We start from the raw sequence: 23,930 nt of genomic DNA, 5'->3' as shown, positions 1-23,930 counted from the left end.
TTGCATTATAGGACCAACAAGCTCAGGATAAAAACGGTTTCATTATTAAACCTAATTCCTTGTCTGGAGCGCATCATGGATATTCGTGGAAAAGTGGTACTGGTCACCGGCGCCAATCGCGGCCTGGGTAAAGCATTCGTCACCGCCTTGCTGCAAGGTGGTGCAGCCAAGGTCTATGCCGGCGCACGCGATCCAGGCAGCGTGGACATCCCCGGCAGCACGCCGATTGCCCTGGACATCACCGACCAGGCCAGCGTGCAGCGCGCCGCGGAGCAGTGCAGCGATGTAGATGTGGTGATCAACAACGCGGGGTTCCTGAAATACGGCTCGCTGCTGGCTGAAGACAGCGTCGAGAACCTGCAACAGCACTTTGACGTGAACACCTTCGGTACCCTGCGCGTCAGCCGTGCCTTTGCGCCGATCCTCGCCAGGCAAGGCGGCGGCGCGCTGATCAATGTGCTGTCGGTATTGAGCTGGCTCAGCCCGCCCGGCACTGGCGGCTACAGCGCCTCCAAGTCCGCCCAGTGGGGCCTGACCAATGGACTGCGCGGCGAACTGCGTGAGCAAAAGACCCTGGTGATCGGCGTGCATCCCGCCTACATCGACACCGACATGGTGGCCGAGGTGCAGGCGCCGAAGAGCACGCCCCAGGACGTGGTCGCCATCACCCTCAAGGCCCTGAGCGAAGACCGCGAAGAAGTGCTGATCACCGACATGACCCTGGCCGTGAAGGCCTCGTTGTCCACTGACAGTCCGGTTTACCTCAACAACTGATCAACCCGATGCCCGCCAGCGGCCGATCACCGCTGCGCGGGAATCCGGATGTCGCCATCGCGGCATTGGGTTTTCACACTGCGCGGGCAACCGGCGAAGGCCAGGTCCTTGGTCAGGCATACCCGCACCTCGGACAGCACTTTGCCTTTGCAGATGACTGCCAGCCCATGATTGCCCATGCGCGGGTTGCTTTCACGGAACAACGCCTCGATCTCACTGGCCTGCAACGATGGCGGCGTATTGAACGGCTGCAGTTGTTGCGGAATGGTCACTACCCCCAGCGCCTGGTCGGTTTTTTCCAGGTAGGCCAAGGGTTCCAGGCCACTGCAGGTGCCATGCTTGGACCATTCATGCTTGAGCAGTGAGCGGGTCGGGAACAGTGCCGCGCCCTTCTCGATTTCTTCACGACTCAACGGCGACTGTGGCGCACAAGAGGCCGGCCAGCCACCACGCGCGTACTGCGGCCACAGGCCATGCAAGACAAAACCGTAGCCCTTGCCGGAACATTGCTCGTTGTCCGGGTGCGTCTGGCAAAAGGTCGGCGACCACGACAACGACAGCACATAAAAATCAAACTCCCCCGGTGTGCCTTGGCTGCGCGGCGCCGCCATCGCACTTGTCGCCAGTACCAGCCATACCGCCATCCAGTATTTCATCTGTCTGTTCCTTGGAAAAAAGACCACCCTATGCCGCCTACCCGGGACGATGGGGGTTACGTTGTAGCACCTTGTCCAGGATCCGGTCGGTCTTCAACGCGTCGATGCCCATTGATGGGTGCTCGGCTTCGCCACGGATATGCGCATTCATCGCCAGCACGTGGTGCCACTGGATATGCGCGTGGCACGGCACTTCCAGCACTTCGCTGGTTTCACCCTCAAGGTGCAGCGGCTGGTCTTCGAAGACCGAGAATCGGATGCGCCCACGGCTGCCGATCAGTTCCACCTGGTCTTCGCGACGGTCCGCGACAAAATTCCAGCAGCCCATGCCGAGTGCGCCCGAACTGAACGTCCAGCACGCCGTCACCGCATCCTCGGCCGCATACCCCCCGGCTTGTCGCGCGGTAAAGCCTGTGACCTCAACGATATCCCCGACCAGGTACTGGAACAGGTCAAAACCATGGCTGGCCAGGTCGGCAAAGTAACCACCGCCGGCGATGGCCGGGTCGGTGCGCCAGTTGGCGGCGCTGGCATCATTGGCGCCCGGTGGCTTGCACAGGGTCCAGGTGAGCTGGCGCAGTTCGCCGATGCGTCCATCCCGCAGCCAGTCGCGCACTTGCTGGAAACGCGGCAGCGAACGGCGGTAATAGGACACAAACAGATGCAGCCTGGCACGTTCGAAGGTGCGCTGCATCAACGCGCTCTGCTCGGCGTTGAGCGACATGGGCTTCTCGACGCAGCAATGCTTGCCGGCCGCCGCGACCATCAGACTGTATTCGAGGTGGCTGTCCGGGGGAGTGGCGATGTACACCGCGTCCACCTCGGGGTCGTTGATCAGCGCCTGGGCGCCGGTGTAGCACCGCGCAATGCCATGGCGTGCCGCATAATCACGCACCGCCACTTCGCGGCGCCCCATCACGGCTACCAACGCAGAACCTGGCGCTTTGTAGAAAGCCGGTCCACTCTTCAACTCAGTGACACTGCCACAGCCGATCATGCCCCAGCGTACGCTGCCCATCTGCTCTCCTCGTGCGTTTTGATCAATCGGGCAGTATCCACATCCCCACACGTCAGCGCCACAAGCACTTAGCATGACAATTGCATTACACTTTTATGACAATCATCCCGCTGCGGGGGCACAGACGATGAAGATACGCGCAACGGTCATTTGCGAACACGAGGGGCATATCCTCTTCGTGCGCAAGGCCAGATCCAAGTGGGCATTGCCGGGAGGCAAGGTCGAACGCAATGAACGCCCGGTCGGCGCGGCCGAACGTGAGTTGGAAGAAGAAACCGGATTGAACGTGGACGGCTTGCTGTACCTGCAGGAGCTCAAAGCCCGCGACACCGTGCACCACGTGTTCGAAGCGTCGGTGGTGAACGTCGCCGATGCAAAACCTTGCAATGAAATAATCGATTGCCAGTGGCACCCCTATGGCGCCATGGACGCGCTGGACACCACCGATGCCACCCGCCACATCGTCAAATCCTTCCTGCGTCGCCTGTAGTTCAGCGCTCTGGGCGCAGACCTACAAGCGCCACGTTCAAGACTGAGGCTTGCGGCCTGCCGCCTGCCCCCGCAGATACAACGCCTCCACTAACTTCTGCCGCTCCTCCCGAGGCAAGGTGCTGGCGAACTGCGCCAACGTCGTGTCCACCAACGCACGCAGCGCCATATCGGCTTCACGGGCCTTGGCCAGTTCCGCCACCAGCACATCCCGATCCAGGCTCGGCGCCTCCAGTTGCTTGATCACCCCCATGCGCGCTTCACGCCCGGCCATGATCAGCGGCTGGCTGTCGGCCCGGTTGTGCCGCAGCAGTTGGCGCAGTTCCCGGCGCAGCTCCGGCGGCAGCTTGATCATCGCCTGGCGCAAGCCATGCTGGTTGACCACCGCTTCAACGGGCTTGGCACTGGCCATCCAGTGGTAGAGGCCACCGCCGACGCCACCGATCAGGAACACGTTGAGCAAGACCGAGGCCAGCAGCCAGGGTTTCAGGGGGTTCAGGCTCATTGCTCGGTGTCCTCGGCATTGACGGTAAAGATGACTTGCGCGTCGCCTTGATCGAAGACGCTGGGCAGCACCTCGGACGACAGCATCGGCAGCGGCACACTCAGGGATGCCACCAGCATCCCGGTGACGATGCCCGCGACGCCCACGCCCACCAGGCCGGCGGGCGACAACCAGCGGGCATAGCGCGACCAGAATGAACGGCGGCGCGGGGCCGACAGGCGAATCTTCCGCGCCAGCGAGGGATCGACGAACGCCAGTTGGTGGCTGTCCAGTTGGCCGTCAAGCCAGCGCGCCTGTTGCTGGGCCTCGCGCGCAAGCACATCGCCGCTGTCCAGTAATGCCTGGGCTGCACGCTGTTCGGCGCCGGGCCAGCGGTGCAGGTCGGCGCCATAGGCGTCGGCCAGGTAAGCAAAGCGTTCGGGTGTCATGGTTTTCCCCTTCCTGGGCGGGCGAGCCCGGGTGTATCGGCAAGTTGGCTGCGCAACTGGCGTCGGGCCCGCGACAGCAGGCTCTCCAGTGCCTCGACGCTGATATTCATCAGGGCCGCGGCGTCGATGTTCGACAGCTCCTGGTAGTACTGCAACACAATCGCCTCGCGCTGACGCTCGGGCAACGCCGCCAACGCAGCGGCCATGCGAGCGCTACCGTCGGCGGCTTCCAGCTGTTCATCCGGCAGCGGTGCGCTGTCTGCCAGCGCCAGCGCCTCCTCGTCCTCCAATGGACGCTCCTTGCGCCGGCGCAAACGGTCGTGGCACAGGTTCAATGCCACACGGTGCAGCCAGGTATCGAAACGCGCCTCGCCACTGCGCCAACTGGCCGCATGGCGCCAGATGCGCAGGAAGCTTTCCTGGGCCACGTCCTTGGCCTCGTCGGCATCCCCCAGGATCCGGCCGGCGAGCGCCAGCAGACGCGGCAGTTTGCGCGTCACCATTTCGTTGACAGCCGCAGGCTCGTTGTTACCGATGCGCGCCAGCAGTTCCACGTCCGGATCAGTGTCTTTCAATCGGGCAATTCTCGGTCAGCGGATCCAATGCCCTTCGCGCCAGTACCAATTGGGGCCGTGGGCCTCCCAATGGCCCGGTTCCCAGCGCGCATTGCGCATCACCGGCTGCCAGTGACCCGGCACCCAGCCATAACCGCGCCCTTCCCAGCGCCAGTGGCCGCGGTCCCAGGCGTAACCTGGGCGTTCCACGGGGATCACTTCCACACGTTCCGGCGGCGGTGCCTGGCGGATGATGATTTCGGTCTGGGCAAACACAGGGGTGCTGACAAACGCAGCAAGGGCCAGCGGAGCAAGCAAGGCATAGCGCAATTTGGCCAGGGATCTCATGGCAACTCCTTCATGCAACACGCGAAAGTGCGGGTGCTGATGGGTTGAACGGCGGGGGCAGGAAAATCCGTCGCAGGTTTTTCAGCAGTATTGCGCAGGGGGTGGCAGGGCTTGATGAAATGTTTGAAAGCTTCGCGACGGATTTATGCCGGTGGCTGCGTTGAAGGATTAACGCTGAACAACCCAAGAGGAAACACCATGTACCGCCGACTTTACATGCTGGTTGCCGCACTGCTGATCGTCAGCCTCAGCGGCTGCGTGATCGTGCCGGAACATCGCCATTGCTGCTGGCGCTATTACGGCGCGCTCGACACCCCCACCCACACCGTCAACGGCTAACCCACCGCAGCAAACCCGCGACGCCCGGCCTTGATCTCGGTACGCAACTCACCAATCAGGTTTGAGATGGAACGGATGCTGTCCAAACCGTCGGGGGAGACCCCGGTCAGCAGCAGGTCGACCCGGCCGGACACCGGTTCGAAGACAGTGATGCGCAACGAACCGTCGCTGTTCAAGGTGCAATCGCACGCCAGCGGCAGGAAACCCGAAGCCATGATGCGATTGAATTCAATGATTGAAATCATGACAAGTCCCCACCCCTGGGCCTCACCCGGTCGTTGTGATGGAACCAGAGTAGACGAGGTTCTGCGGGGCATGGGGCGGTTCGTGCAAAAGTGTTAGCCATGCCTCATTTCCGTGTGGAAACGCCGGCCCGCTGGCGCCAGAAACCCGTTTGGCGACCTCTCGTCTGCTGCGCCGGCGAAGGCTTGACTCGGCGCCCCGATCGAAAGACGCTCTTGGCTTTTCGCCATCATCCAGAGCAACCGCCCCATGAGCATCGACCCTCCGAGCCAGCCCGACAGCGATGTGTACAAAACCTTGCTGGAGTCGACCAAGGCCATCCCCTGGCGTATCGATTGGCAGAGCATGACCTTCAGCTATATCGGCCCGCAGATCGAGGGGTTGCTCGGATGGACCCCACAAAGTTGGGTCACCGTAGACGACTGGGTCGAGCGCATGCACCCGGACGACCGTGAATACGTGGTGAATTTCTGCGTATCCCAGTCCCGCGCCGGGGTCGATCACGAAGCGGATTACCGGGCGCTGACGGTGAATGGCGACTACGTGTGGATCCGCGATGTGGTGCACGTGGTGCGCAAGGACGGCGAGGTCGAGGCGCTGATCGGTTTCATGTTCGATATCAGCGAGCGCAAGAAGACCGAAGAGCACCTGGTGCGCCTGCAGAAACAACTCGAGGAATACTCCTATCAGGATGGCCTGACCGGCATCGCCAACCGCCGCATGTTCGACACCGTGCTGGAACGGGAATGGGCCAGCGCCCAGCGCAGCCAGTTGCCACTGTCGTTGATCATTCTGGATATCGATTTTTTCAAGCAGTACAACGACCACTACGGCCATATCAAAGGCGATGAGTGCCTGCGCCAGGTGGCGCACACCTTGTCCCAGGCGGCCAATCGGCCACGGGATTTCATTGCGCGCATCGGCGGCGAGGAGTTTGTGTGGTTGCTGCCGGAAACCGATGCGCAATCGGCCAGGCAGGTGGCGCAACGCTGTCTGCACCTGATCCGCCAGCAACAGATCGAGCATGGTTATTCGGCGGTATCGAGCCTGCTGACCCTGAGCCTGGGCGTGGGTACACGTATCGTAAAACCTGATACACCGATGCTGGAGTTCGTCGAAGAGGTCGACAAATTGCTGTACCAGGCCAAACGCAATGGACGAATGCGCGCGGAGTTCGCCGACGGTGAAGGTTGACGCGAAGGTCAAATCCAGGGCAAAAAAAATCCCAAGTAGCTGATGGAAACTTGGGATTTAAAAATGCATAAACCGTGGGAGGTGAACGCCCGGCTATAGTAACGATTGTAAAAAGCTGTAACAAGATTATTTTAATCCTTTCGTCGGATTGAAAGCGCTGTAAGTCATTCAATAACCACACATTTTTTAAGGTAGCCAAACATCTAAATGCCACTTTTTGGTGCAACTACTGGCGCTATTTCCACTTATAAAAAAGGGTTATTGAGTTAAGGCGACGTTACACTTTTCGATATACGCTCGCTCAACTGTTCGCAGGCATCTTGTGTATCGAGGCTATTGGGCAACACCGAGCGCGCCACACTTTCCACCTGTCGGCACAGCGCCAAGCGCTCATTGGTCGCATCCCGCTCGCGGTCGACCTGGGCATTGAGTTGCACAAAATAGCCGCCCAGCAACACCGCCGCGCACAGTACTCCGAACACGAAGTAGCGAAAGTTGTTGGACGGCGGCTCGGGTGGACTCATGGCTCACTGCGCCCTGCTCTTCTCATACCGCACGTCGCCATCCTCGACCTGCGCCGTCAGCGTCCAGCCCAGGCGTTGGTAAAACCCGTTGGCGCGGATTTCGTCGCGTCCATCCGTGATCAGAAACAACCTGTCATGGTGTTCAAACAGCGCGGCTTCGGCCACCGCCATCAGTCGACGCCCCAGCCCCAGGTTTTCGTGGGACGGCAATACGAACATCGCGAACACCTCGCCGGTTGCCAGGTCAACCATGCTGAAGGCCACGGGCCGGCCATCCACTTCGGCGATCCATACGCAGGGGGCTTCGCGGATGCTGTCGGCCAGCACCTCTGGGGTGATGCCCAGCTCGGCCATCTGCTCGACACTCAGATGGTTTTGCACCACCGAGGTGCGAAGGGTGAAGAGCGTGTCGACATCGTCCTGCGTCGCCGCGCGGATAAGCGTTTGCATACTGGCCTCCCAATGAAGGACGCAATTGTATGCAAATAGAAACACAGCGATTGTCGTGGATTTGTAAACCGCCGCCTAAAAGGACTCGCCATGCTGCTGGCGACGGAATTGCCCTGGCGCCAGGCCATGGGCCTTGCGGAAGCAGCGGGAAAAGTAAGCTTCATCGGTAAACCCGCAACGGTGTGCAATGGAGCCGATCATCTGCGCACTGTTGAGCAACAAAGTGCGCGCCAACTGCAAGCGGCGGTCGAGCACCAGTTGCGAGAAGGGTTTGCCGGTCTCCTTGCGTAACAGATGCGTGAGGTAGTTGGGTGACAGAAACGCCGCCGCTGCCGTGTCGGTAAGGTTGAGGGTCGGCTCGTGCAGATGCTCGCGGAGGTAGCGCTGCACCCGCGCCAACGCATCCTTGCGCCCGCGCCGGGTGGCATTGTCGGCGGCGAACGCCTGCAACGGCTCGGCATATTGTTCGCAGACCAGGCCGATCAGTTGAAACAGGTAACCCTTGAGACGTTCGCGGGTGCCGAAGGTGCGGTGGGCATCCAGTTCGCGCATGTGAACGAGCCAGCGTTGCACCTGCTCAAATGCTGCGTCATCGAGGATGAAGTCCAGGTGTTCCTGGAAGCGAAACGGTGAAAGCTCTGGCGCCTGAACGATGGGAATATCTTCCAGGTCGAGGGGGTCGCAGGTCAGTTGCGGCAGGAAAAAGCCCTGGCTGAAGTTGATCAGCATGAACTCGCCGTCTTCGGGATGGGGGATCACATGCAGGCGATGGGGCAGGATAAAGGCCAGGGCCTTGCACGGAAACGGTCGCACCGCGCCGCCGATGTGCTGCACGGTGTCGCCGCCAAGGTTGATCTGGATCTGGAAGTATTCATGCCGATGCGGACTGGTCAGCGCCGCCCGCCCGCGTTTGTCGCGTATGTAGAAGTCGGGGCGGTCGCTGCGCTGTTCCATGCCGTAGGTGGTGACGCGGGTGCCTGGCATAACGGTCTCTCGGGTGGCCGGGTCACCACTTTAGCCTCAAGCCTGGCCGAGGGTGAACTGCAACTCGCCGATGCCCTCGATGCCCGCCGTGACCACATCGCCCGGCTGCAAGGCACCGACACCTGCCGGGGTGCCGGTGAAGATCAGGTCGCCCGCCTTCAGCGCGACGGACCTTGAGGCATGGCTGATCACTTCGCTGACCGACCAGATCTGGTCGGTCAGGTCGCCCACCTGGCGTTGTTCGCCATTGACGTCAAGCCAGATCTTGCCGCTGGACGGATGCCCTACCGCGCTCACCGGGCGCAATGCGGTGCTCGGCGCAGACGCATCGAACGCCTTGGCCCATTCCCATGGCCGCGAGAGTTTTTTCGCCTGCGCTTGCAGGTCGCGGCGGGTCAGGTCGACGCCGACGCCATACCCCCAGATGTGGGAAAACGCCTGTTCCGGGGCGATATCCACTCCGTCCTTGCCGATGGCCACCACCAGTTCCACTTCATGGTGCAGGTCGGCGGTCAGCGGTGGGTAGGCGATCACCCCTTCGGCGGGTACCACGGCATCCGCCGGTTTCATAAAGAAAAAAGGCGGCTCGCGGTCCGGGTCGTGACCCATCTCACGCGCATGCTCACTGTAGTTGCGGCCCACGCAGAACACACGGCGCAGCGGGAAGCGCGCATCGCTGCCTTGGACTGCGAGGGATGGGGTTGGCGCGGGGGTGAATACGTAGTCAGTCATGGCCTGTGCCTCGAGTTTACCTGGCGCCAGTATGGCCAGGGCCGCCGAGGAAAAGTTGGACAGGCTTACGCAGATTTTGTACTGGCCGGTGCTTGCGCCTGAGGTTCCCGGTTCAGTAGGCGATACAGCGGCAAACACGCCGCCTGGATCAGCAGCATGCGGATCACCTGCATCGCCGTCACCAGTGTCACGGCTAGGCCCAGGGCCTCGGCGGTGAGGCTCATTTCCGGCGCGCTGCCGGGCATCATGCCCAGCGCCAGGGACAGCCAGGGCATGCGCAACCCGGCACCAAGCGCCCAGGCGGCCAGCGCCGTAGCGATCAGCGAAGCGCTCAATAACAGCAGTACCTTGCCCAGCAGGCCCGGTGCGCGGCGCATGAAACCGCGGTCAAACCCGGCGCCCAGTGCACAGCCGATCAACACCTGCCCGCTGCCACTGAGCCAACCCGGCATGCTCATCGACAAATGATTACAGCCCACCCCCACCGCGCAGATCAGGAACGGCCCGAACGTCCAGGGGTTGGGGAGCTTGCATTGTTTGAAACCCAGAGCCGCCAACCAGCCCATCGCCAGGATAAAGATCAGCCACGGCCAGATCACTGGCAATGGCACACGGGCCGCCACCGCGGGCATGCCGAAGGTGGCGACGGCAGGCACCGTCAACAGAATCAGCAGCAGCCGGAGGCTATGGGCAGCAGCGATAAAGCTGGTGTCCGCCTGGCGTTCGCGGCCCAGGTGCACCATCTCGCTGGAGTTGGCCGGCATCAAGGCAAAGAACGCCGTGCCGAAAGGCACACCCCAGCGGTGCAGGATCAGTACCGAACACTGCGCCAGCACCAGTGTCAGCAGCACCGCCGTGACGATCAGCCCGAGGTGAGCCGCCACCTGCTGCATCACCGGCAGGGTGAAATGACAGCCGATGGCGACCGCCACGATGAGTTGCCCGGCTTGGCGACCATGGGGGATTTCCGGCACAAGACCACCGGCGCAACGGGTCAGCATCACGGCGACCAGCGCACCGATCACCCAGGGCAGTGGCCATCCCGCCCAACTGGCAAGGCTGCCACCCACAGCACCGACGATCAGAGTGATGAACCAGTATTGGCGCAGGTTGGGCATCTTGGGGCGCTCGGCATGGAGAAGAATGCCGACAGGTTATAGACTTGCCTTCATCACAGAAAATATCCATTTGTTAAGCAAACCATCACCCTTTGTTATGCGAGATCGTATGAACCTGAAAGCGCTGGAGTATTGCGTCGAGATCGCTCGCCAAGGCAGCTTCACCAAGGCGGCCCAGGCGTTGCACGTTGCACAGCCGGCGCTGAGCATGGCAGTGAGTCGGCTGGAGGATGAATTGGGCGTGGCCCTGTTCAACCGCGCCACGCGGCAAATCAGCGTGACAGCCGAAGGCCAACTGTTCCTGGCGCGGGCCGAAGCCTGCCTGCAAGGCCTGGCCGGTGCCCGACGTGAACTGCAGGACCTGACGCAGTTGCACAGCGGCGAAATCCGCGTCGGCGTGCCGCCGATGTATGGCATCCGGCATATTCCCGAACTGTTGATGCAGTTCCGTGCCCAGTACCCCGGCATTGCCATGCATGTGGTGGAAGGCAGCGCCGACGACATCAACGAGCGCCTGGCCACACGGGATATCGACGTGGCGTTGCTGGAGTCGCGGCGGGTGGACCCGGGATGGGAGTCGGTGTTGCTCGGCAGTGACGAGATGGTGCTGTGCATGGCCGAGCAGCACCCGCTGGCGGGCGCCGCGTCCATCCCGGCGCAACAGCTGCAAGGCGAACCGATGCTGGTGTTCGACAACACCTTCCTGCAACGCCACCTGCTGGAGGCCTTTTGCAGCAACGCCCGCGTACGTTTCGACATTGCCCTCGAAAGCAACTTTGTTCCGCTGGTGATCACCGCCACCCGCAGCGGCATGGGCGTGTCCACCCTGCTGCGCTCGGTTCAGCAGCAGGAGCCCGGGTTGGTGGGCGTGTCGTTCGAGCCGGCGCAGTTCATGCACTTCAACCTGTGCTGGCGCGCCAATGAGTACCTATCCCAGGCCAATCGACGGTTTATTGAAACGGCGAAGATGTATTTCCAGGAGGACGCCAGCTCGCCACTGTCGCGCTGAGGGGTTATTTGCGTGCGACCTTGTAGCGCACGCAATCCTGATAGAAACCCTGGCGAATCGCCTCGGGTTTGAGCCGCGAACGGCTGTCGTAGGTCTGTTCGGTGATGCCCATGGCCATCATGCGCATCCAGGACTTGTTGAACTTCATGCTCTGGATCTTCTGCCGCGCCGCGTACAGCGACACCCCCGACAGTTTCAACTCCTGGGCCCTGGCGGCGGTGCCGGCGCCCCAACTGCACATATACTTGTCACCCTCGCGCAGCTCCCGTGCCTGCACGGCAGCCGCGCAGCCGGCCAGGGAGCAGACGATCAGCATGATTCCAACAGTGCGCATTTGCATCCTCACCTAACCACCTGAAAATAAAAGCGATTCTGGCGAGGATTTGGTTACAAGGGGGCCATTAAATTGCCTTATCACCACTGGTAGGTTGCACTCGCCTGCACAGTGCGCTGCGAGCCATACCAGCACCACGAATAGGAGTAGCAGGACGCGACATACTCTTTATTCGCCAGGTTGGTGGCATTGAGCGCCAGGCGCAGGTTGTCCTTGAGGCTGGTGATATTGGGGATGTCGTAGTGCACCGCCGCATCGAACAAGGTGTAGCCCGGCACCTTGAGGGTGTTGGCGGTATCGCCCCAGGAAGACCCGACATAACGCGTGCCCGCACCCGCGCCGAAGCCCTTGAGGTGGCCGTCGTGGAAGGTGTAGTCAGCCCACGCCGAGGCGGTGTGGCGCGGCACGCCGTAGGTGGTGGTGCCTTCGGCGGCGATGGCCGGGCCTACGCCGATATCGCTGATGGGCGCATAGCGCACAGTGTTGTTGGATTTGCTGATGCGGTTGTCCAGGTATGCGTAGGCCGCTGTGATGTCGAGGTTATCGTTGAGGCTGGCCTTGCCTTCCAGCTCGAAGCCACGGGATTGCACTTCACCGTCCTGGCTCTGGCAGCGCCCGGTGCCGCACAGGTGGGTGGGGTCCGGGTCGGTGGTGAGCACGTTGGTCTGACGCAGGTCGAAGATAGCCGCGGTGATAAAGCTGTTGCTGCCCGGCGGCTGGTACTTGATGCCGATTTCGTACTGCTTGCCTTCGGTCGGCTTGAACACCGAACCGCCGTAGCCGGTGCCCGATTGCGGGTTGAACGACTCCGCATAACTCGCATACGGCGCAAGGCCATTGTCGAAGAGGTAGACCAGGCCGATACGACCGGTAAACGCCTTGCTGTCCAGGGACGACTTGCTCTTGGCCCCCGTGCTGATGGTCTGGGTACTGTTATCGGTGCTGGCCCAGTCATAGCGACCGCCCAGCAGCAGCACCCACTTATCCCACTTCATCTGCTCTTGCAGGTACACCCCGGTCTGTTCGCTGCGCGAAGTGCCGTCGGTGGTGTAGGCCGGCACCGGGACAGCCGCGCCATAGACCGGGTTGAAAATATCCAGGGTCGGGCCGGCGGTGTACACGCCGGAGCCGGACTTGGTGTCGGTGCTGGTGTTCTGGTAGTCGAGGCCCATCAACAAAGTGTGCTGCAACGGGCCGGTGTCGAATTTGGCCTGCAGTTGATTGTCGAGGGTGTAGGCATCCAGGTCGACATCGCTGGCGATGGTCGAGCGGCGGATGGTGCGGTAATCCGCCATCAGGTAGTTGCTGTAGAGGCTGCGGTACTGGCCTTCACTGCGCAGGTAACGTGCATTCTGGCGCACGGTCCAGACGTCATCGAAGTGATGCTCGAACGCCCAGCCGATGGAGTAGTACTCGCGGTCGCTTTTCTCGAAGTTCTTCTCGCCATCGTAGAAATCCACATCGATGCTGCGCCCGGTCGGGCTGTGCAGTACCGAGCCCCAGGCCGGCACCGAGCCATAGGACGCACCCTTGGGGTCCTTCTGGAAATGCCCGAGCAGGGTCAGCGAAGTGGTGTCGTCCGGGCGCCAGGTAAAGGCGCTGGACAATGACTGACGGCGCGTCTCGGTGTGTTCCACTTGCCCATCGGCATCGTCGAAAAGCCCGGCCACGCGGTAGGAATACACGCCCTGATCATCCAGCGGGCCGCTCAAGTCGAAGGTGGTGCGCTTCTTGTTGAAGGTGCCGTATTCCACGCCGACTTCATGAAACGGCGTATCCAACGGGCGCTTGCTGACCATGTTGATCACCCCGCTCGGCGTGCCCTGGCCGTACAGCACCGACGCCGGGCCGCGCAGCACTTCCACGCGTTCCAGGTCAAAGGCGTCTTTCTGCGGCAGCGCGTCACGGCTCGACGGCATGCGCAGGCCATCGAGGTAAGTGGCCGGGGAGAAACCGCGGATAGTCAGTTGGTCAAGGCGCGACGCAGTGGCGCCACGGGTTTCCGGGATGACGGCGGCGCTGTAACGCAGGATCTGGTTGAGGCTCTCGGCGTTTTGCGCACGCATCTGGTCTTTGGTGACGATGGAAATCGACTGCGGGGTTTCGATCAGCGCGGTGTCAGTCTTGGTCCCCGACAAACTGCGCGTGGCCACATAACCGGCCACCGGCCCGGTCGGGCTTTCGGCCTGATACGCGCCACTGATGGTGGTGGCCTGCAGTTCCATGGCCCCACCGTTATCCGGGATGGCTTCGAGGCGGTAGCGGTCGGCGGAAATCTTCAAGGCTTGCAGGCCGCTGCCGGCGAGCAATTGGCTCAGTGCCACGTCAGTGTCGTATTGCCCGCTCAACCCCTTGCTGCGTTTGCCCCGGGTCAGGCCTGCATCGAAGGCCAGCACCAGGCCCGCCTGTTCGGCGAGGTTGTTGAGCGCCTGGCTCAGGTCACCGGCAGGGATCGAGAAACGGCGCAACGCGCTGCTGCTCTCTTCGGCATAGGAGGACTGGACGGTCAGCAACGGTACGGCGGCAAAAGCCATCGCCACTGACAGGGCCAGTGGGTGCAAGGGAGGAGCAAGGCGCGACATGGGAAATCCTGCGTAAGGGAGGTTCTATTAACCATGACGGCCATGTCGGGGAATCGGGCAAGGATGCGAGCGATTTTTATTTGGCGGGCAATTCTGCAATCAGGTTTATCGCTTTTCCGTGTAGCACTTTGGGCTGACTTTTCGCGGTTTTTTCCCCTGCGTAGTGGGCTCTTTCTGAATTTTCCAACCGTTCATCCAGCCGCTTTTTGCTGGGGCATGCTCCGACGCCTTGCCCTTTGCCGAGACGTCACGGATGACCAACGCTTCCCACATTGCCCTGATCGAAATGGAACTGGACGGCTTTCATCAGAGCCTGGTGAGTTATCGCCAGCAGATGAACGCCTGGTATTCGCGTGCGCTGGATTCGCTGAGTCATGCGGCTGACATGCCGTCGTTGCTGGGGATTGACCGGGTATTGCGGGTTGGCGATTCGCAGCGTTCGGTGAGCCTTTCCGACACTGACTTTTCGACCGTGACCCGCTGCCCGATGGGCGGTGAACTGAAGATCGAGAGCAAGTTCGAGTCGGTATATGACGTACCAATCGGCAATATCCCGGTTGAGGTCATCGGCCTGGATGACGGCAGTTCCAGAGTAATCATGCTGGATGAACAGGGTAAGGGCTCACATCACTGCGCGGCGGGTGGGCGCTATCAGGTGCGGGTGCAGGGCGGTGTTTCCAGCGAGCAAGTCGACGCGTTGTTTGCCTCCTACGACGGGTTGATGGGGGATCTGCAGCAGTGGCTTCGGGAGCAGTGGTCTGGCTTTAAACCGCATTGGGAGCGCTCGACCGCCAGTGCAATTGGCAGCGGTTTATTGGCGGGCAGTTGGGCGGCGATTCGCGACGTGTGGGACAGCATCAAGCTGGTGCAGGCAATTCTTGAAGACCCGTTGGCGTTCGTTGAGCAGTTGGGTGAGCAGGCCGCCAGGTTGGCGCAAATCGCCACCGACACGCCGAAGGTCATGGAACAGGCGATGTTGCTCGCCAGTGACGAGGCGGCGCTGTACCTGATGGTACGTACGGCAATGCTCTGGCTGGACGCATTACCCCCCGGTGAGATGGCCGAGGTAGCAGCAGGGTTTGTGGTGTCGCTGCTGATTGACCTGGTGATTGGCGCCGTGTTGACCATCGCCTTGCCGGCGGCGGGTGTGGCGTATCTGAGCTTGCGGTTGGTCAAGTATGGAGCGGCGATTCTTGAGGCGGCGGTGGGTTTTGTTAAGGGCCTGTTGGCGATTCTGACCAAGTTCATGCAGGCGGTGGATCGCTACAAGGCGGTGGCGGTTCGCGGGGTAGTCGGCGGGCTCAAGCAAGGCACGATGCAGATACGCTGGAAGGCGCGGCAGAACGCGGTGCTGAAGCAGAAAGAACATGTGGATGATGTGCCGGCTTCTGCTCGAAACCCGAATGGGGATGCGGCGGCGCCTGCGGACAAGACCGCCACTAACGGTTGCCCGGTGTCGATGGTTACCGGCGAGGAATTGCTGACCCTCACCGATGGGACGCTGGACGGGATCTTGCCGTTTGAGTGGACCCGGTTGTATCGCACCAGTGCGGTGGAAGTGGATGTCGGGCTGGGGTTTGGTTGGAGTCACGCGCTGGCGCATCGGCTGGTGGTTGTGGGTGATGCGGTGGTGTGGACCGATCATGAGAATCGGTCGACCACCCTGCCCTTGCCGACTGCCTCTCGACCTGCGATCACCAACAGTCTGGCCGAAGCCGCAATCTATTTGGGTGCTGTGCCTGATGAACTGGTGCTGGCCCAAGCGTCACGTTTCTACCACTTCCGCGACGGTGTGCTGACAGCGATCAGCGACGCGTATGACAACCGCCTGCGCATTTCCCGGGATTTTCTGGGGCGTGTTGAGCGGGTGGATAACGGCGTCGGGCGCTCGCTGTTCTTGCGGTATGCGTCGGGTCGGATTGTGGCGGTGGATTACCAGATTCATCGCGTTCTGGATGAGGGTCCGTTTGTTTGGGTGACGGAGCAGACCGTTGTTTCCTACACCTATGACGACCTGGGACGACTGGTTTCAGCGACCAATGCGGTCGGTGAAAGCGAGGTTTATCGGTACGACGAGCAGCACGTCATTCTTGAGCGCGGTTTGGCCGGTGGGGCGAGTTTCTTCTGGGAGTGGGAACGGTCTGGCAAGGCGGCGCGGTGTGTGCGGCATTGGGCCAGCTTCTCGCAGATGGACACGCGTTATGCCTGGGATGACAACGGCCAGGTCACGGTGTTTAACGCCGATGGTAGCCAGGAAGTCTACGTGCATGACCAGCGGGCGCGACTGGTGCAGCGGGTCGATCCTGACGGGGCCGAGCATTTCAAATCCTACGATGAAAAAGGCCGGCTGACGGTTGAGCAGGATCCGCTAGGAGCGATCACGGCGTATCAGTACGACGAAGCCGGGCGCTTGGTGGCGGTGTTTCCGGGGGACGATGAGCCGAAGACCTACGAACATGACAATGGGTTCGTACGGGTTGTAAGGCGGGGTCAGGCGGTTTGGAAGTATGAGCGCAATGACCAGGGCGATGTCATTCGCAAGATCGATCCTGACGGTCACGTTACCGATTACACCTACAACAAATATGGGCAGCTGATTGGAGTTTGGTACCCGGATCACAGCTGTCAGCGGCTGGTGTGGAACGAGCGTGGGCAGTTGCTTGAGGAGCAGTTGCACAATGGTGGGATCAAGCGTTATCGCTATGACGATCTCGGGCGGCAGATTGCGCGGGAAGATGAACACGGCGGGCTGACCCAGTATCAGTGGGACAGCGTGGGTCGGTTGACTCGCGTTGTGCTGCCAGGCGGCGAGTTCAGGGAATACAGCTACAACCCCTACGGAAAAATCACCGCCGAACGCGATGAACTCGGGCACGTCACCCGCTACGAATACGCCGACGGCCTGCACCTGATCAGCCGCCGCATCAATGCCGATGGTACACAGGTCAACTACCGCTACGACAACGCGCGGTTACTGCTGACTGAAATCGAAAACGAAGTTGGCGAGACCTACCGACTCCAGTACCACAACAACGGCCTGATCCAGCAGGAAACCGGCTTTGACGGTCAGCGCACGGCGTACGTGTACGACCTCAACGGCAACCTTCGGGAAAAGACCGAACACGGCGATGACGGCAGTCAGTTGGTTACCCGCTACGAGCGCGATTACGCCGGACGCCTCGTCAGAAAAACCCTACCCGATGGCAATACCGTCGATTACACCTACGACCGCCAAGGCAATCTCTTAGGCGTCGAAGACGGCCACTGGTCCCTGGCCTACGAGTACGACAGCCAAAACCGCCTCACCGCCGAACACCAAGGCTGGGGCACCCTGCGCTACGGCTACGACGCCTGCGGCCAGCTGCAAAACCTGCGCCTGCCAGACAACAACCGCCTCACCTTCAATCACGACAAAGGCGGTCACCTCGCCACCGTCGAACTGAATGGCTCGGTACTCACCTCACACCTGTTCAAGGCCGGCCGCGAACAGCAACGCCAACAAGGCCAACTGCTAAGCCACTACCAACACGACCACCAGGGACGCCTGTTCAACCAGAGCATCGTTGATGCCGAAGGCCCGGTCTACCGACGCCACTACGACTACGACAAATCCGGCAACCTCACCCGCCTGCTCGACACCCGCAAAGGCGAACACCGCTACCACTACGACCCACTCAGCCGCCTCACCCGCGCCGATCACACCCAAGGCGAGCAAGAACGCTTCGGCCACGACCCCGCCGGCAACCTACTGATGCACAACCGCCCCGGCCCCGACATCGTCGCCGGCAACCGCCTGATGATCCAGGGCGACCATCATTACGACTACGACGCCTTCGGCAACCTGATTCGCGAACGACGCGGCAAAGGCCATCAACTCGTCACCGAATACCGCTACGACTGCCAGCACCGCCTGATCGGTATTAAAAAACCCAACGGCCAGACCGCCAGCTACCGCTACGACCCGTTTGGGCGGCGTATCAGTAAAACCGTCGACGGCATCACCACCGAGTTCTTCTGGCAAGGCGACAAACTCATCGCCGAACACCACGCGGATCGGCATCGCAGCTATCTCTATGAGCCCGACAGCTTCCATCCGCTAGCCTTGCTGGAAGGCTTCGGCCCCAAGGAAACCAAGGCCTACCACTACCAGCTCGACCACTTGGGCACCCCGCAAGAACTCACCGCCCCGGATGGCGAAATCGTCTGGTCGGCGCATTACCGTGCCTACGGGGAAATCACCCGCCTCGACATCGGAAAAGTCGACAATCCGCTGCGTTTCCAGGGTCAGTATTTCGATCGGGAAAGCGAGCTGCACTACAACCGCCATCGCTACTACAATCCGGATGTTGGTCGTTACCTGACGCCTGATCCGGTGAAGCTGGCGGGTGGGATCAATGCTTACCAGTACGTGCCCAATCCGACGGGATGGGTGGACCCTTTAGGACTGAGTGCCTGTCCCGGGGAGGACAGCTGCAAACTACAGACAATCCCAGGCGCGGACGATCCAACCCAAAAAGCACATGTGGACGATGGAGTTCAATCGCCTCCCCTCATCCACGGAGTTAATGCGGAAACCTTGATTCGAACACACACCATCGAGGGCAAACGCTCAACCAAACGGGTTGAGAGAATTGCTCTCAGCATGCGAAGCGATGGGTACAAAATCAACGAACCCATTGAAATACTCGAACACAACGAACGGCGCTATATTGTTGACGGGCATCATCGTGCCTCGGCAGCAAGACAAACACATACGCCAGTCACCTTAAAGTTAATCACCGATATATATAGCCACAAAACCACGTTCAACAGCATTGAAGAAGTGATAGAAGCATCAAATGCGGTTGGGCTCGATAGATTGGATAGGCCAAGACGATGAAAAATCAGACCCTGGAAAATTTGATAGCCGAGTATTTGACGCAAGTAAAAATAGCGACTGACTTGCTTGAACAAACTTTTGGAACCAAGAACATTCTCAGGCTGTGGCACTCCAAAAAAATTCCGCGACGAGGATTTGTCACCGACGGCGTAACCTACGAGTTGCATGGCATTGGATGCAGCGTTTATCTATCTGAACTCTGTGTCGACTTTGATTACGGCCCGAATGAAAGAGTCGATGGATTCGACCCGTGGAGACTATATATGTACGCGTGCGAGGTTCCATGCAGATACAAGAAATATACCAATAAAGACTCGCTTGAGCGTGATTTCAGCGAGTACCTGAAAAAGGGCAAAGCTCAGAAAATCTCTGGATCCATGTCCAACTTGTACTTCATACAGCCTTGATTGCATGGCCTGATCCAATGATCAGGCCCTCCACCTCTCACCCCCACGCCACCACCAACAACCCCACCCCCAACACCAGACACAACGGCGAATAAAAATACGTATCCCACCTCGCAAACCTCGACCCACCGACCTTCTTGAAGAACCCCACCAACTCCGAATCCCCAATCGCCCGGGCAAACATCAGTACGGCAATCGCGCTGATGCCCCACTGCAACGCCCCATGGGATACCGCCGAGAAGTACAACCCGGCGCGCAGGCACACCAGCAGTGCAATGGCCACCAACCCCATCGCGACCAGGAACGTGCCCAGTGCCGAGGGCTTGAATGCAGGTCTGGGTCCGTTGGCAAATTCGCCGGGCAGTTGGGGAATGGCGGCCTGGAAGCCGAGTTTGCCGCCGGCCGCCCAGTACAGGTGGACCATGCTGATGCAGGTAAAAACCCCGACAATCCATCGTGCGACAACGAAGCTCATGGCTGGCTCTCCCTGAAAAGGTGCGAAACAGGATAGTCGCCCTGAGATTTTTTGCAGGCATTTCGTCGGCGGCTGATGGTAAAGTGCCGCCCCATGAAACTTGCCCGTGCCGACCGCTCGCTCATTGCCTGGATGCTCTACTGCTGCGTCCTGTTCAATGTGTTCGCCTGCAGTATCGGGCATGGGCAGATGGTCGGGATGCAGCTCAATGGCATCGGCGGTCAGTTTTGTACAGTGGACCCGCGTACCCAGGCGCCACAGCCGTCCAACTCCACTGAAGAGAATTTGCCTACGCTGTCCAAGGCGTTTGGTTGCCCGCTGTGTTCCACCGGTGGAATGGGCCCGGCGCTGAGTTCCAGCCTGAATGTGGCGGTGTTGCCTCAGCCCCATGCACCACCGCCTGCCATTGTCCTGGCTGCCGACATCCCTGCCCGCTTCACCTGGCCTGCAGCTAATCCGCGCGCGCCGCCTGCCTTCGCCTGATGCCTTCGCTTTCCGATCTGCACTGAGTACCGTTTCCGCAAGGAAGTACGGGCGCCTGTGCGTTGTTTTCAAGCCAAGTTTTTCAGGATTCAACCATGAAACATCTACCCCTGTTGGCAGGCCTGTTCGGCTGCCTGCCTGTCTGCGGCTGGGCCCTTGAGCTGGCCCCGACCACCATCGATGGCGAGCAAACCGCCGAACCCGGCCTGGCCCTGGATCAATCCAGCGGCGTGGCGTCACGGTTGGGCTTGAGTGTGCGGGAAACCCCGGCGTCGGTAGCCATCGCCAATCGCAATGACATCGAGCGCCATGGCGCCAAGACCTTCCGCGATGCGGCCAACACCTTGCCCGGCGTCAACGCCAGCGCCCCGCCGGGGTTTGGCGGGTTTGTTTCCTATCGCGGTTTTACCAGCAGCCAGATCACCCAGATGTTCAACGGCATCAATGTCGCCACTGGTCTGGCCCGCCCCGTGGATGCGTGGATCTATGACCGGGTGGAGCTGGTGGGTGGCCCCTCCTCGCTGATCAACGGCGCAGGCTCCGTGGGCGGCTCACTCAACTACGTGACCAAGCTGGCCACCCGCGAGGAACAAGCCGCCGAAGGCCAGCTCACCTACGGCAGCTACGACACCGCCGGCATGGCCTTCGGCGTCAACCATGCCCTGACCGAACCTGGCGCCGAGGTGCAGCATTACGCCCGCCTGGATGTGAGCCGCAACACCAACCACAGCTACATCGACCGAGACCAGCGCGACGCCTGGAGCCTGGCGTTTTCGCTGCTCAGCGACCTCACGCCCAACCTGTCCCACACCCTGGCGCTGGAATACCAGGATGAGCATGAAGACAGCCCCTACTGGGGCACGCCGGTGCTCAACCCCAAGGCCGGCGAGTTGAAGATCGACAAACACAACCGCTTCAACAACTACAACGTCGCCGACGGGCGCTACGAACAGCGCACCCTCTGGGCGCGCTCGATCATCGACTACCGCCTCAACGACAGCACCACCCTGAAAAACACCCTTTACCACTTGGACAGCCAACGCGATTACCGCAACCTTGAAACCTATCAGTACAACGCGAACAACACGGCGGTAAACCGTTCGACGGCCTACCAGGTTCGCCATCAAGGCGAACAGAACGGCAACCAGTTCGAGCTGCGCCACGACGATAGCCTCTTCGGCCTGTCAACCACCTGGTCCGGCGGCTTCGAGTACAAGGTCAACAGCACCACCAATACACCGTGGAACGTACCCGGCAACGGCACGGTAGACCCGAACAACTTCGACCCCGGACACTTCTTTGACCTCCCGCGGACCCGGGAAAGCTTCGGCAAGGACAAGACCAACGCAGTCACCACCAAGGCATTGTTCGTGGAGAATCGCCTGGGTCTTACCGACAAATTGTCGCTGTTGACCGGCCTGCGTTATGACGCCATCGACCTGGACGTCACCAATCATCGCGCAATAACCGCCACCAACCCCCGCCACTTCAAACGCAGCTGGGAGCCGGTGACCGGACGCGTGGGCCTGACCTACCAGTTCATCCCAACGGCCAATGTGTATGTGCAATACAGCACCGCCGCCGAGCAACCGAACACCACCACGCAGGTGTTTGATGTCTCGACGGGCAAGCAGTGGGAAGTGGGCAGCAAGTTCGACTACCTGGACGGCCGTGGTTCGGCCACCGTTGCCGCGTACAAGATCGAGCGCAAGGACTTTGCCGTCACCGACCCGCAGGATCCCACCAATAGCATTCCGGTCGGTGCACAGTCATCCAAGGGGATCGAATTGGCCAGCTCGCTGCGCATCACGCCAAAGTTGCTGGCGGAAGGCAATTTCGCCTGGGTGGATGCCGAATACGATGACTTCAACGAGAAAATCGCCAGTGGCGCCGTGGTGTCGCGCAAGGGCAACACGCCAACCAACGTGCCCAAGCGCGTGGGGAATCTGTGGCTGACCTATGATTTTGCCGAGGACTGGCAAGGGGGCGTGGACGCGCGATATGTAGCCGAGGTGTATGCGGACAACGCCAACACCCAGACAGTGCCGGCCTACACGCTGTTCGGGACGTTCCTGCGCTATAAGGTGGATTCACACACCTCGGTGACGGGCCGTGTGCGCAACTTGACGAATGAGGTGTATGCCGAGTTTGCCCATGTGTCGCCGGCGTATTACTTGGGCTCACCACGAACCTTTGAGTTGGCGGTACAGACCCGGTTCTAATCCTGGAATGCAACTAAATGTGGGAGGGGGCTTGCTCCCGATAGCGGTGAATCAGTCAACCATGCTGTGACTGACACGCTGCAATCGGGAGCAAGCCCCCTCCCACACTTGATTTGCATTGAACTGAAAGATCCGTGGTTATTTCAGGCTCGCCTCGACCTTCTGCGCCACATCCTCAGTCAACCAAGCCTTCCACACCTCGGGATGCTCCTTGAGAAACACCTGGGCGACCTCCCGTGGCGCCGTATGGTTCTCACTCATGGTCGCCAACGCCTTGTTCAACGGCTCAATCGGAAACTCGACCTTCTCGAAAAACTGCGCAACCTGCGGATGCTCTTTCTGGAACGGCGTCGACACCCCGATACTCAACTTCGACGCCAATGACCGGGTCGGCTTCGGATCCGGGTTATCAGCATCGGTCAGGGTCTTCCATGCCTCTGCATCAAACGGCGGCTCTTCCAGCTGGATCAACTTGTAACGCCCCATCAGCGGCGTCGGCGACCAGTAATAGAACAGCACCGGCTTGCCGCGGCGGATCGACGAGGCGATCTCGGCATCCAGTGCCGCGCCCGAACCACTGCGGAAGTTCACGTAGCTGTCATCCAGGCCGTAGGCCTTGAGCTTCTGTTTGTTGACCACTTCCGAGGTCCAGCCGATGGGGCTGTTGAGAAAGCGCCCCTTGCCTGGGGATTCCGGGTCCTTGAACACGTCCTTGTAGCGTGCCAGGTCCTTCACGCTCTTGAGGTCCGGCGCCAGGGGTTTGATACCTTTGGCGGGGTCGCCCTTGACCACGTATTCCGGCACCCACCAGCCTTCGGTCGCACCCTTGACCGTGTCACCCAGGCCCACCACTTTGCCTTCGGCCTCGGCCTTGACCCACACCGGGCTGCGGCCGGCCCACTCTTCGCCGATCACCTGGATGTCGTTCTTCGCCAGGGCGGTTTCCAGGGTGATGGTGGTGCCGGGCAAGGTATCGGTGGGCAGGTCGTAGCCCTTCTCGACAATCACCCGCAGCACTTCGGTGATCAGGCTGCCGCTTTCCCAGTTCAGGTCGGCAAAATGTACCGGCGCCTCGGCGGCGCTTACCGGCAACGTGGCCACTGACAGCCCCAGGGTCGTCAGGGACGCAGCCAACAGCGTTCTCAATCCTTTCATGCCTTCGCACCTCGCGATATCGCAGCCA

25 protein-coding genes are annotated in these 23,930 nt (G+C 60.7%); 9 read left to right on the top strand and 16 right to left on the bottom strand.

What is annotated here, in order from left to right; all coding sequences use genetic code 11:
* Positions 1–75 precede the first annotated feature (75 nt).
* On the top strand, positions 76–774 hold the full coding sequence (locus BLR69_RS03895; protein ID WP_071496082.1) for an SDR family oxidoreductase: 699 nt from the start codon (positions 76–78) through the stop codon (positions 772–774).
* Positions 775–800: 26 nt separating this feature from the next.
* Here the strand turns inward: BLR69_RS03895 and BLR69_RS03890 are convergent, their stop codons facing one another.
* Entirely contained in the window at positions 801–1,430 is a 630-nt protein-coding gene (locus tag BLR69_RS03890; protein ID WP_071496083.1) for a ribonuclease T2 family protein, read from the bottom strand.
* A gap of 37 nt (positions 1,431–1,467) precedes the next feature.
* Positions 1,468–2,448, bottom strand: coding sequence for a Gfo/Idh/MocA family protein (locus BLR69_RS03885; RefSeq protein WP_071496084.1), 981 nt, complete (start codon positions 2,446–2,448; stop codon positions 1,468–1,470).
* A 127-nt stretch (positions 2,449–2,575) separates the two neighbouring features.
* On the opposite strand from BLR69_RS03885, the gene BLR69_RS03880 reads away from it, so the two are divergent.
* Positions 2,576–2,938, top strand: coding sequence for an NUDIX hydrolase (locus tag BLR69_RS03880; RefSeq protein ID WP_071496085.1), 363 nt, complete (start codon positions 2,576–2,578; stop codon positions 2,936–2,938).
* Between the two features lie 36 nt (positions 2,939–2,974).
* Here BLR69_RS03880 and BLR69_RS03875 read toward each other — a convergent pair whose 3' ends face one another.
* From BLR69_RS03875 to BLR69_RS03860, 4 genes are read right to left on the bottom strand one after another with little or no spacing between them, the layout of a single operon-like run.
* Complete coding sequence (locus BLR69_RS03875) at positions 2,975–3,442, bottom strand: periplasmic heavy metal sensor (RefSeq protein ID WP_071496086.1); 468 nt, start codon at positions 3,440–3,442, stop codon at positions 2,975–2,977.
* Positions 3,439–3,870 carry a hypothetical protein gene (locus BLR69_RS03870; protein ID WP_071496087.1) on the bottom strand — a complete coding sequence of 144 codons (432 nt, stop codon included), beginning with the start codon at positions 3,868–3,870 and terminating at the stop codon, positions 3,439–3,441. Before BLR69_RS03870 ends, BLR69_RS03875 begins: the two co-directional genes overlap by 4 nt.
* Entirely contained in the window at positions 3,867–4,445 is a 579-nt protein-coding gene (locus BLR69_RS03865; RefSeq protein ID WP_071496088.1) for an RNA polymerase sigma factor, read from the bottom strand. Before BLR69_RS03865 ends, BLR69_RS03870 begins: the two co-directional genes overlap by 4 nt.
* A gap of 15 nt (positions 4,446–4,460) precedes the next feature.
* Complete coding sequence (locus tag BLR69_RS03860; protein WP_071496089.1) at positions 4,461–4,772, bottom strand: YXWGXW repeat-containing protein; 312 nt, start codon at positions 4,770–4,772, stop codon at positions 4,461–4,463.
* A gap of 198 nt (positions 4,773–4,970) precedes the next feature.
* On the opposite strand from BLR69_RS03860, the gene BLR69_RS30875 reads away from it, so the two are divergent.
* Positions 4,971–5,111, top strand: a complete 141-nt coding sequence (locus tag BLR69_RS30875; RefSeq protein WP_166794343.1) for a hypothetical protein — start codon at positions 4,971–4,973, stop codon at positions 5,109–5,111.
* Here the strand turns inward: BLR69_RS30875 and BLR69_RS03855 are convergent.
* Positions 5,108–5,356: a DUF1652 domain-containing protein gene (locus BLR69_RS03855; protein WP_058427593.1), complete on the bottom strand. Its 249-nt coding sequence runs from the start codon at positions 5,354–5,356 to the stop codon at positions 5,108–5,110. The two genes, BLR69_RS30875 and BLR69_RS03855, sit on opposite strands and share 4 nt — an antisense overlap.
* Before the next feature lie 247 nt (positions 5,357–5,603).
* On the opposite strand from BLR69_RS03855, the gene BLR69_RS03850 reads away from it, so the two are divergent.
* Positions 5,604–6,548, top strand: a complete 945-nt coding sequence (locus tag BLR69_RS03850; RefSeq protein WP_071496090.1) for a GGDEF domain-containing protein — start codon at positions 5,604–5,606, stop codon at positions 6,546–6,548.
* Positions 6,549–6,814: 266 nt separating this feature from the next.
* Here the strand turns inward: BLR69_RS03850 and BLR69_RS03845 are convergent, their stop codons facing one another.
* The 5 genes from BLR69_RS03845 to BLR69_RS03825 form a co-directional block, all read right to left on the bottom strand.
* Positions 6,815–7,072 (bottom strand): hypothetical protein, encoded by a 258-nt coding sequence (locus BLR69_RS03845; protein ID WP_071496091.1) that lies wholly within the window; start codon positions 7,070–7,072, stop codon positions 6,815–6,817.
* A 3-nt stretch (positions 7,073–7,075) separates the two neighbouring features.
* On the bottom strand, positions 7,076–7,522 hold the full coding sequence (locus tag BLR69_RS03840) for a GNAT family N-acetyltransferase (protein ID WP_071496092.1): 447 nt from the start codon (positions 7,520–7,522) through the stop codon (positions 7,076–7,078).
* A gap of 75 nt (positions 7,523–7,597) precedes the next feature.
* Positions 7,598–8,506 (bottom strand): helix-turn-helix transcriptional regulator, encoded by a 909-nt coding sequence (locus tag BLR69_RS03835; protein WP_071496093.1) that lies wholly within the window; start codon positions 8,504–8,506, stop codon positions 7,598–7,600.
* Between the two features lie 36 nt (positions 8,507–8,542).
* Positions 8,543–9,238 carry a fumarylacetoacetate hydrolase family protein gene (locus BLR69_RS03830; RefSeq protein WP_071496094.1) on the bottom strand — a complete coding sequence of 232 codons (696 nt, stop codon included), beginning with the start codon at positions 9,236–9,238 and terminating at the stop codon, positions 8,543–8,545.
* 65 nt (positions 9,239–9,303) lie between these two features.
* The gene (locus BLR69_RS03825; RefSeq protein WP_071496095.1) at positions 9,304–10,356 is read right to left on the bottom strand and encodes an AbrB family transcriptional regulator; all 1,053 of its coding nucleotides are present in this window, start codon (positions 10,354–10,356) and stop codon (positions 9,304–9,306) included.
* Positions 10,357–10,465: 109 nt separating this feature from the next.
* Here BLR69_RS03825 and BLR69_RS03820 point away from each other — a divergent pair, with 109 nt between their 5' ends.
* Entirely contained in the window at positions 10,466–11,365 is a 900-nt protein-coding gene (locus tag BLR69_RS03820; RefSeq protein ID WP_071496096.1) for a LysR family transcriptional regulator, read from the top strand.
* 4 nt (positions 11,366–11,369) lie between these two features.
* Here the strand turns inward: BLR69_RS03820 and BLR69_RS03815 are convergent, their stop codons facing one another.
* Both BLR69_RS03815 and BLR69_RS03810 read right to left on the bottom strand, forming a co-directional pair.
* Positions 11,370–11,699 (bottom strand): hypothetical protein, encoded by a 330-nt coding sequence (locus BLR69_RS03815; protein WP_071496098.1) that lies wholly within the window; start codon positions 11,697–11,699, stop codon positions 11,370–11,372.
* 80 nt (positions 11,700–11,779) lie between these two features.
* Positions 11,780–14,281 (bottom strand): TonB-dependent siderophore receptor, encoded by a 2,502-nt coding sequence (locus tag BLR69_RS03810; RefSeq protein ID WP_071496097.1) that lies wholly within the window; start codon positions 14,279–14,281, stop codon positions 11,780–11,782.
* Between the two features lie 253 nt (positions 14,282–14,534).
* On the opposite strand from BLR69_RS03810, the gene BLR69_RS03805 reads away from it, so the two are divergent.
* Positions 14,535–19,160 carry an RHS repeat-associated core domain-containing protein gene (locus BLR69_RS03805; RefSeq protein ID WP_083365767.1) on the top strand — a complete coding sequence of 1,542 codons (4,626 nt, stop codon included), beginning with the start codon at positions 14,535–14,537 and terminating at the stop codon, positions 19,158–19,160.
* The gene (locus BLR69_RS31460) at positions 19,157–19,567 is read left to right on the top strand and encodes a DUF6896 domain-containing protein (RefSeq protein ID WP_071490046.1); all 411 of its coding nucleotides are present in this window, start codon (positions 19,157–19,159) and stop codon (positions 19,565–19,567) included. Before BLR69_RS03805 ends, BLR69_RS31460 begins: the two co-directional genes overlap by 4 nt.
* Before the next feature lie 37 nt (positions 19,568–19,604).
* Here BLR69_RS31460 and BLR69_RS03795 read toward each other — a convergent pair whose 3' ends face one another.
* The gene (locus BLR69_RS03795) at positions 19,605–20,042 is read right to left on the bottom strand and encodes a DUF3995 domain-containing protein (protein WP_058425721.1); all 438 of its coding nucleotides are present in this window, start codon (positions 20,040–20,042) and stop codon (positions 19,605–19,607) included.
* A 93-nt stretch (positions 20,043–20,135) separates the two neighbouring features.
* Between BLR69_RS03795 and BLR69_RS03790 the strand changes: the two genes are divergently transcribed.
* Complete coding sequence (locus BLR69_RS03790) at positions 20,136–20,525, top strand: DUF2946 domain-containing protein (RefSeq protein WP_071496099.1); 390 nt, start codon at positions 20,136–20,138, stop codon at positions 20,523–20,525.
* Between the two features lie 95 nt (positions 20,526–20,620).
* Positions 20,621–22,747, top strand: a complete 2,127-nt coding sequence (locus BLR69_RS03785) for a TonB-dependent receptor (protein WP_071496100.1) — start codon at positions 20,621–20,623, stop codon at positions 22,745–22,747.
* 138 nt (positions 22,748–22,885) lie between these two features.
* Here the strand turns inward: BLR69_RS03785 and BLR69_RS03780 are convergent, their stop codons facing one another.
* A complete protein-coding gene (locus BLR69_RS03780; RefSeq protein WP_071496101.1) occupies positions 22,886–23,902 on the bottom strand; it encodes an ABC transporter substrate-binding protein in 1,017 nt (338 codons plus the stop codon).
* Positions 23,903–23,930: the final 28 nt, after the last annotated feature.

Origin of the sequence: Pseudomonas azotoformans (assembly GCF_900103345.1) — a bacterium.
Taxonomy (GTDB): domain Bacteria; phylum Pseudomonadota; class Gammaproteobacteria; order Pseudomonadales; family Pseudomonadaceae; genus Aquipseudomonas; species Aquipseudomonas azotoformans.
Note: the sequence above shows the minus strand (reverse complement) of the source record. Positions and strands in the feature narration are given on the sequence as shown.

Coding starts and splice junctions, on each gene's coding strand:
- BLR69_RS03895 (WP_071496082.1), top strand. CDS start 76: ATGGATATTCGTGGAAAAGTGGTACTGGTCACCGGCGCCAATCGCGGC.
- BLR69_RS03890 (WP_071496083.1), bottom strand. CDS start 1,430: ATGAAATACTGGATGGCGGTATGGCTGGTACTGGCGACAAGTGCGATG.
- BLR69_RS03885 (WP_071496084.1), bottom strand. CDS start 2,448: ATGGGCAGCGTACGCTGGGGCATGATCGGCTGTGGCAGTGTCACTGAG.
- BLR69_RS03880 (WP_071496085.1), top strand. CDS start 2,576: ATGAAGATACGCGCAACGGTCATTTGCGAACACGAGGGGCATATCCTC.
- BLR69_RS03875 (WP_071496086.1), bottom strand. CDS start 3,442: ATGAGCCTGAACCCCCTGAAACCCTGGCTGCTGGCCTCGGTCTTGCTC.
- BLR69_RS03870 (WP_071496087.1), bottom strand. CDS start 3,870: ATGACACCCGAACGCTTTGCTTACCTGGCCGACGCCTATGGCGCCGAC.
- BLR69_RS03860 (WP_071496089.1), bottom strand. CDS start 4,772: ATGAGATCCCTGGCCAAATTGCGCTATGCCTTGCTTGCTCCGCTGGCC.
- BLR69_RS30875 (WP_166794343.1), top strand. CDS start 4,971: ATGTACCGCCGACTTTACATGCTGGTTGCCGCACTGCTGATCGTCAGC.
- BLR69_RS03855 (WP_058427593.1), bottom strand. CDS start 5,356: ATGATTTCAATCATTGAATTCAATCGCATCATGGCTTCGGGTTTCCTG.
- BLR69_RS03850 (WP_071496090.1), top strand. CDS start 5,604: ATGAGCATCGACCCTCCGAGCCAGCCCGACAGCGATGTGTACAAAACC.
- BLR69_RS03845 (WP_071496091.1), bottom strand. CDS start 7,072: ATGAGTCCACCCGAGCCGCCGTCCAACAACTTTCGCTACTTCGTGTTC.
- BLR69_RS03840 (WP_071496092.1), bottom strand. CDS start 7,522: ATGCAAACGCTTATCCGCGCGGCGACGCAGGACGATGTCGACACGCTC.
- BLR69_RS03835 (WP_071496093.1), bottom strand. CDS start 8,506: ATGCCAGGCACCCGCGTCACCACCTACGGCATGGAACAGCGCAGCGAC.
- BLR69_RS03830 (WP_071496094.1), bottom strand. CDS start 9,238: ATGACTGACTACGTATTCACCCCCGCGCCAACCCCATCCCTCGCAGTC.
- BLR69_RS03825 (WP_071496095.1), bottom strand. CDS start 10,356: ATGCCCAACCTGCGCCAATACTGGTTCATCACTCTGATCGTCGGTGCT.
- BLR69_RS03820 (WP_071496096.1), top strand. CDS start 10,466: ATGAACCTGAAAGCGCTGGAGTATTGCGTCGAGATCGCTCGCCAAGGC.
- BLR69_RS03815 (WP_071496098.1), bottom strand. CDS start 11,699: ATGCGCACTGTTGGAATCATGCTGATCGTCTGCTCCCTGGCCGGCTGC.
- BLR69_RS03810 (WP_071496097.1), bottom strand. CDS start 14,281: ATGTCGCGCCTTGCTCCTCCCTTGCACCCACTGGCCCTGTCAGTGGCG.
- BLR69_RS03805 (WP_083365767.1), top strand. CDS start 14,535: ATGACCAACGCTTCCCACATTGCCCTGATCGAAATGGAACTGGACGGC.
- BLR69_RS31460 (WP_071490046.1), top strand. CDS start 19,157: ATGAAAAATCAGACCCTGGAAAATTTGATAGCCGAGTATTTGACGCAA.
- BLR69_RS03795 (WP_058425721.1), bottom strand. CDS start 20,042: ATGAGCTTCGTTGTCGCACGATGGATTGTCGGGGTTTTTACCTGCATC.
- BLR69_RS03790 (WP_071496099.1), top strand. CDS start 20,136: ATGAAACTTGCCCGTGCCGACCGCTCGCTCATTGCCTGGATGCTCTAC.
- BLR69_RS03785 (WP_071496100.1), top strand. CDS start 20,621: ATGAAACATCTACCCCTGTTGGCAGGCCTGTTCGGCTGCCTGCCTGTC.
- BLR69_RS03780 (WP_071496101.1), bottom strand. CDS start 23,902: ATGAAAGGATTGAGAACGCTGTTGGCTGCGTCCCTGACGACCCTGGGG.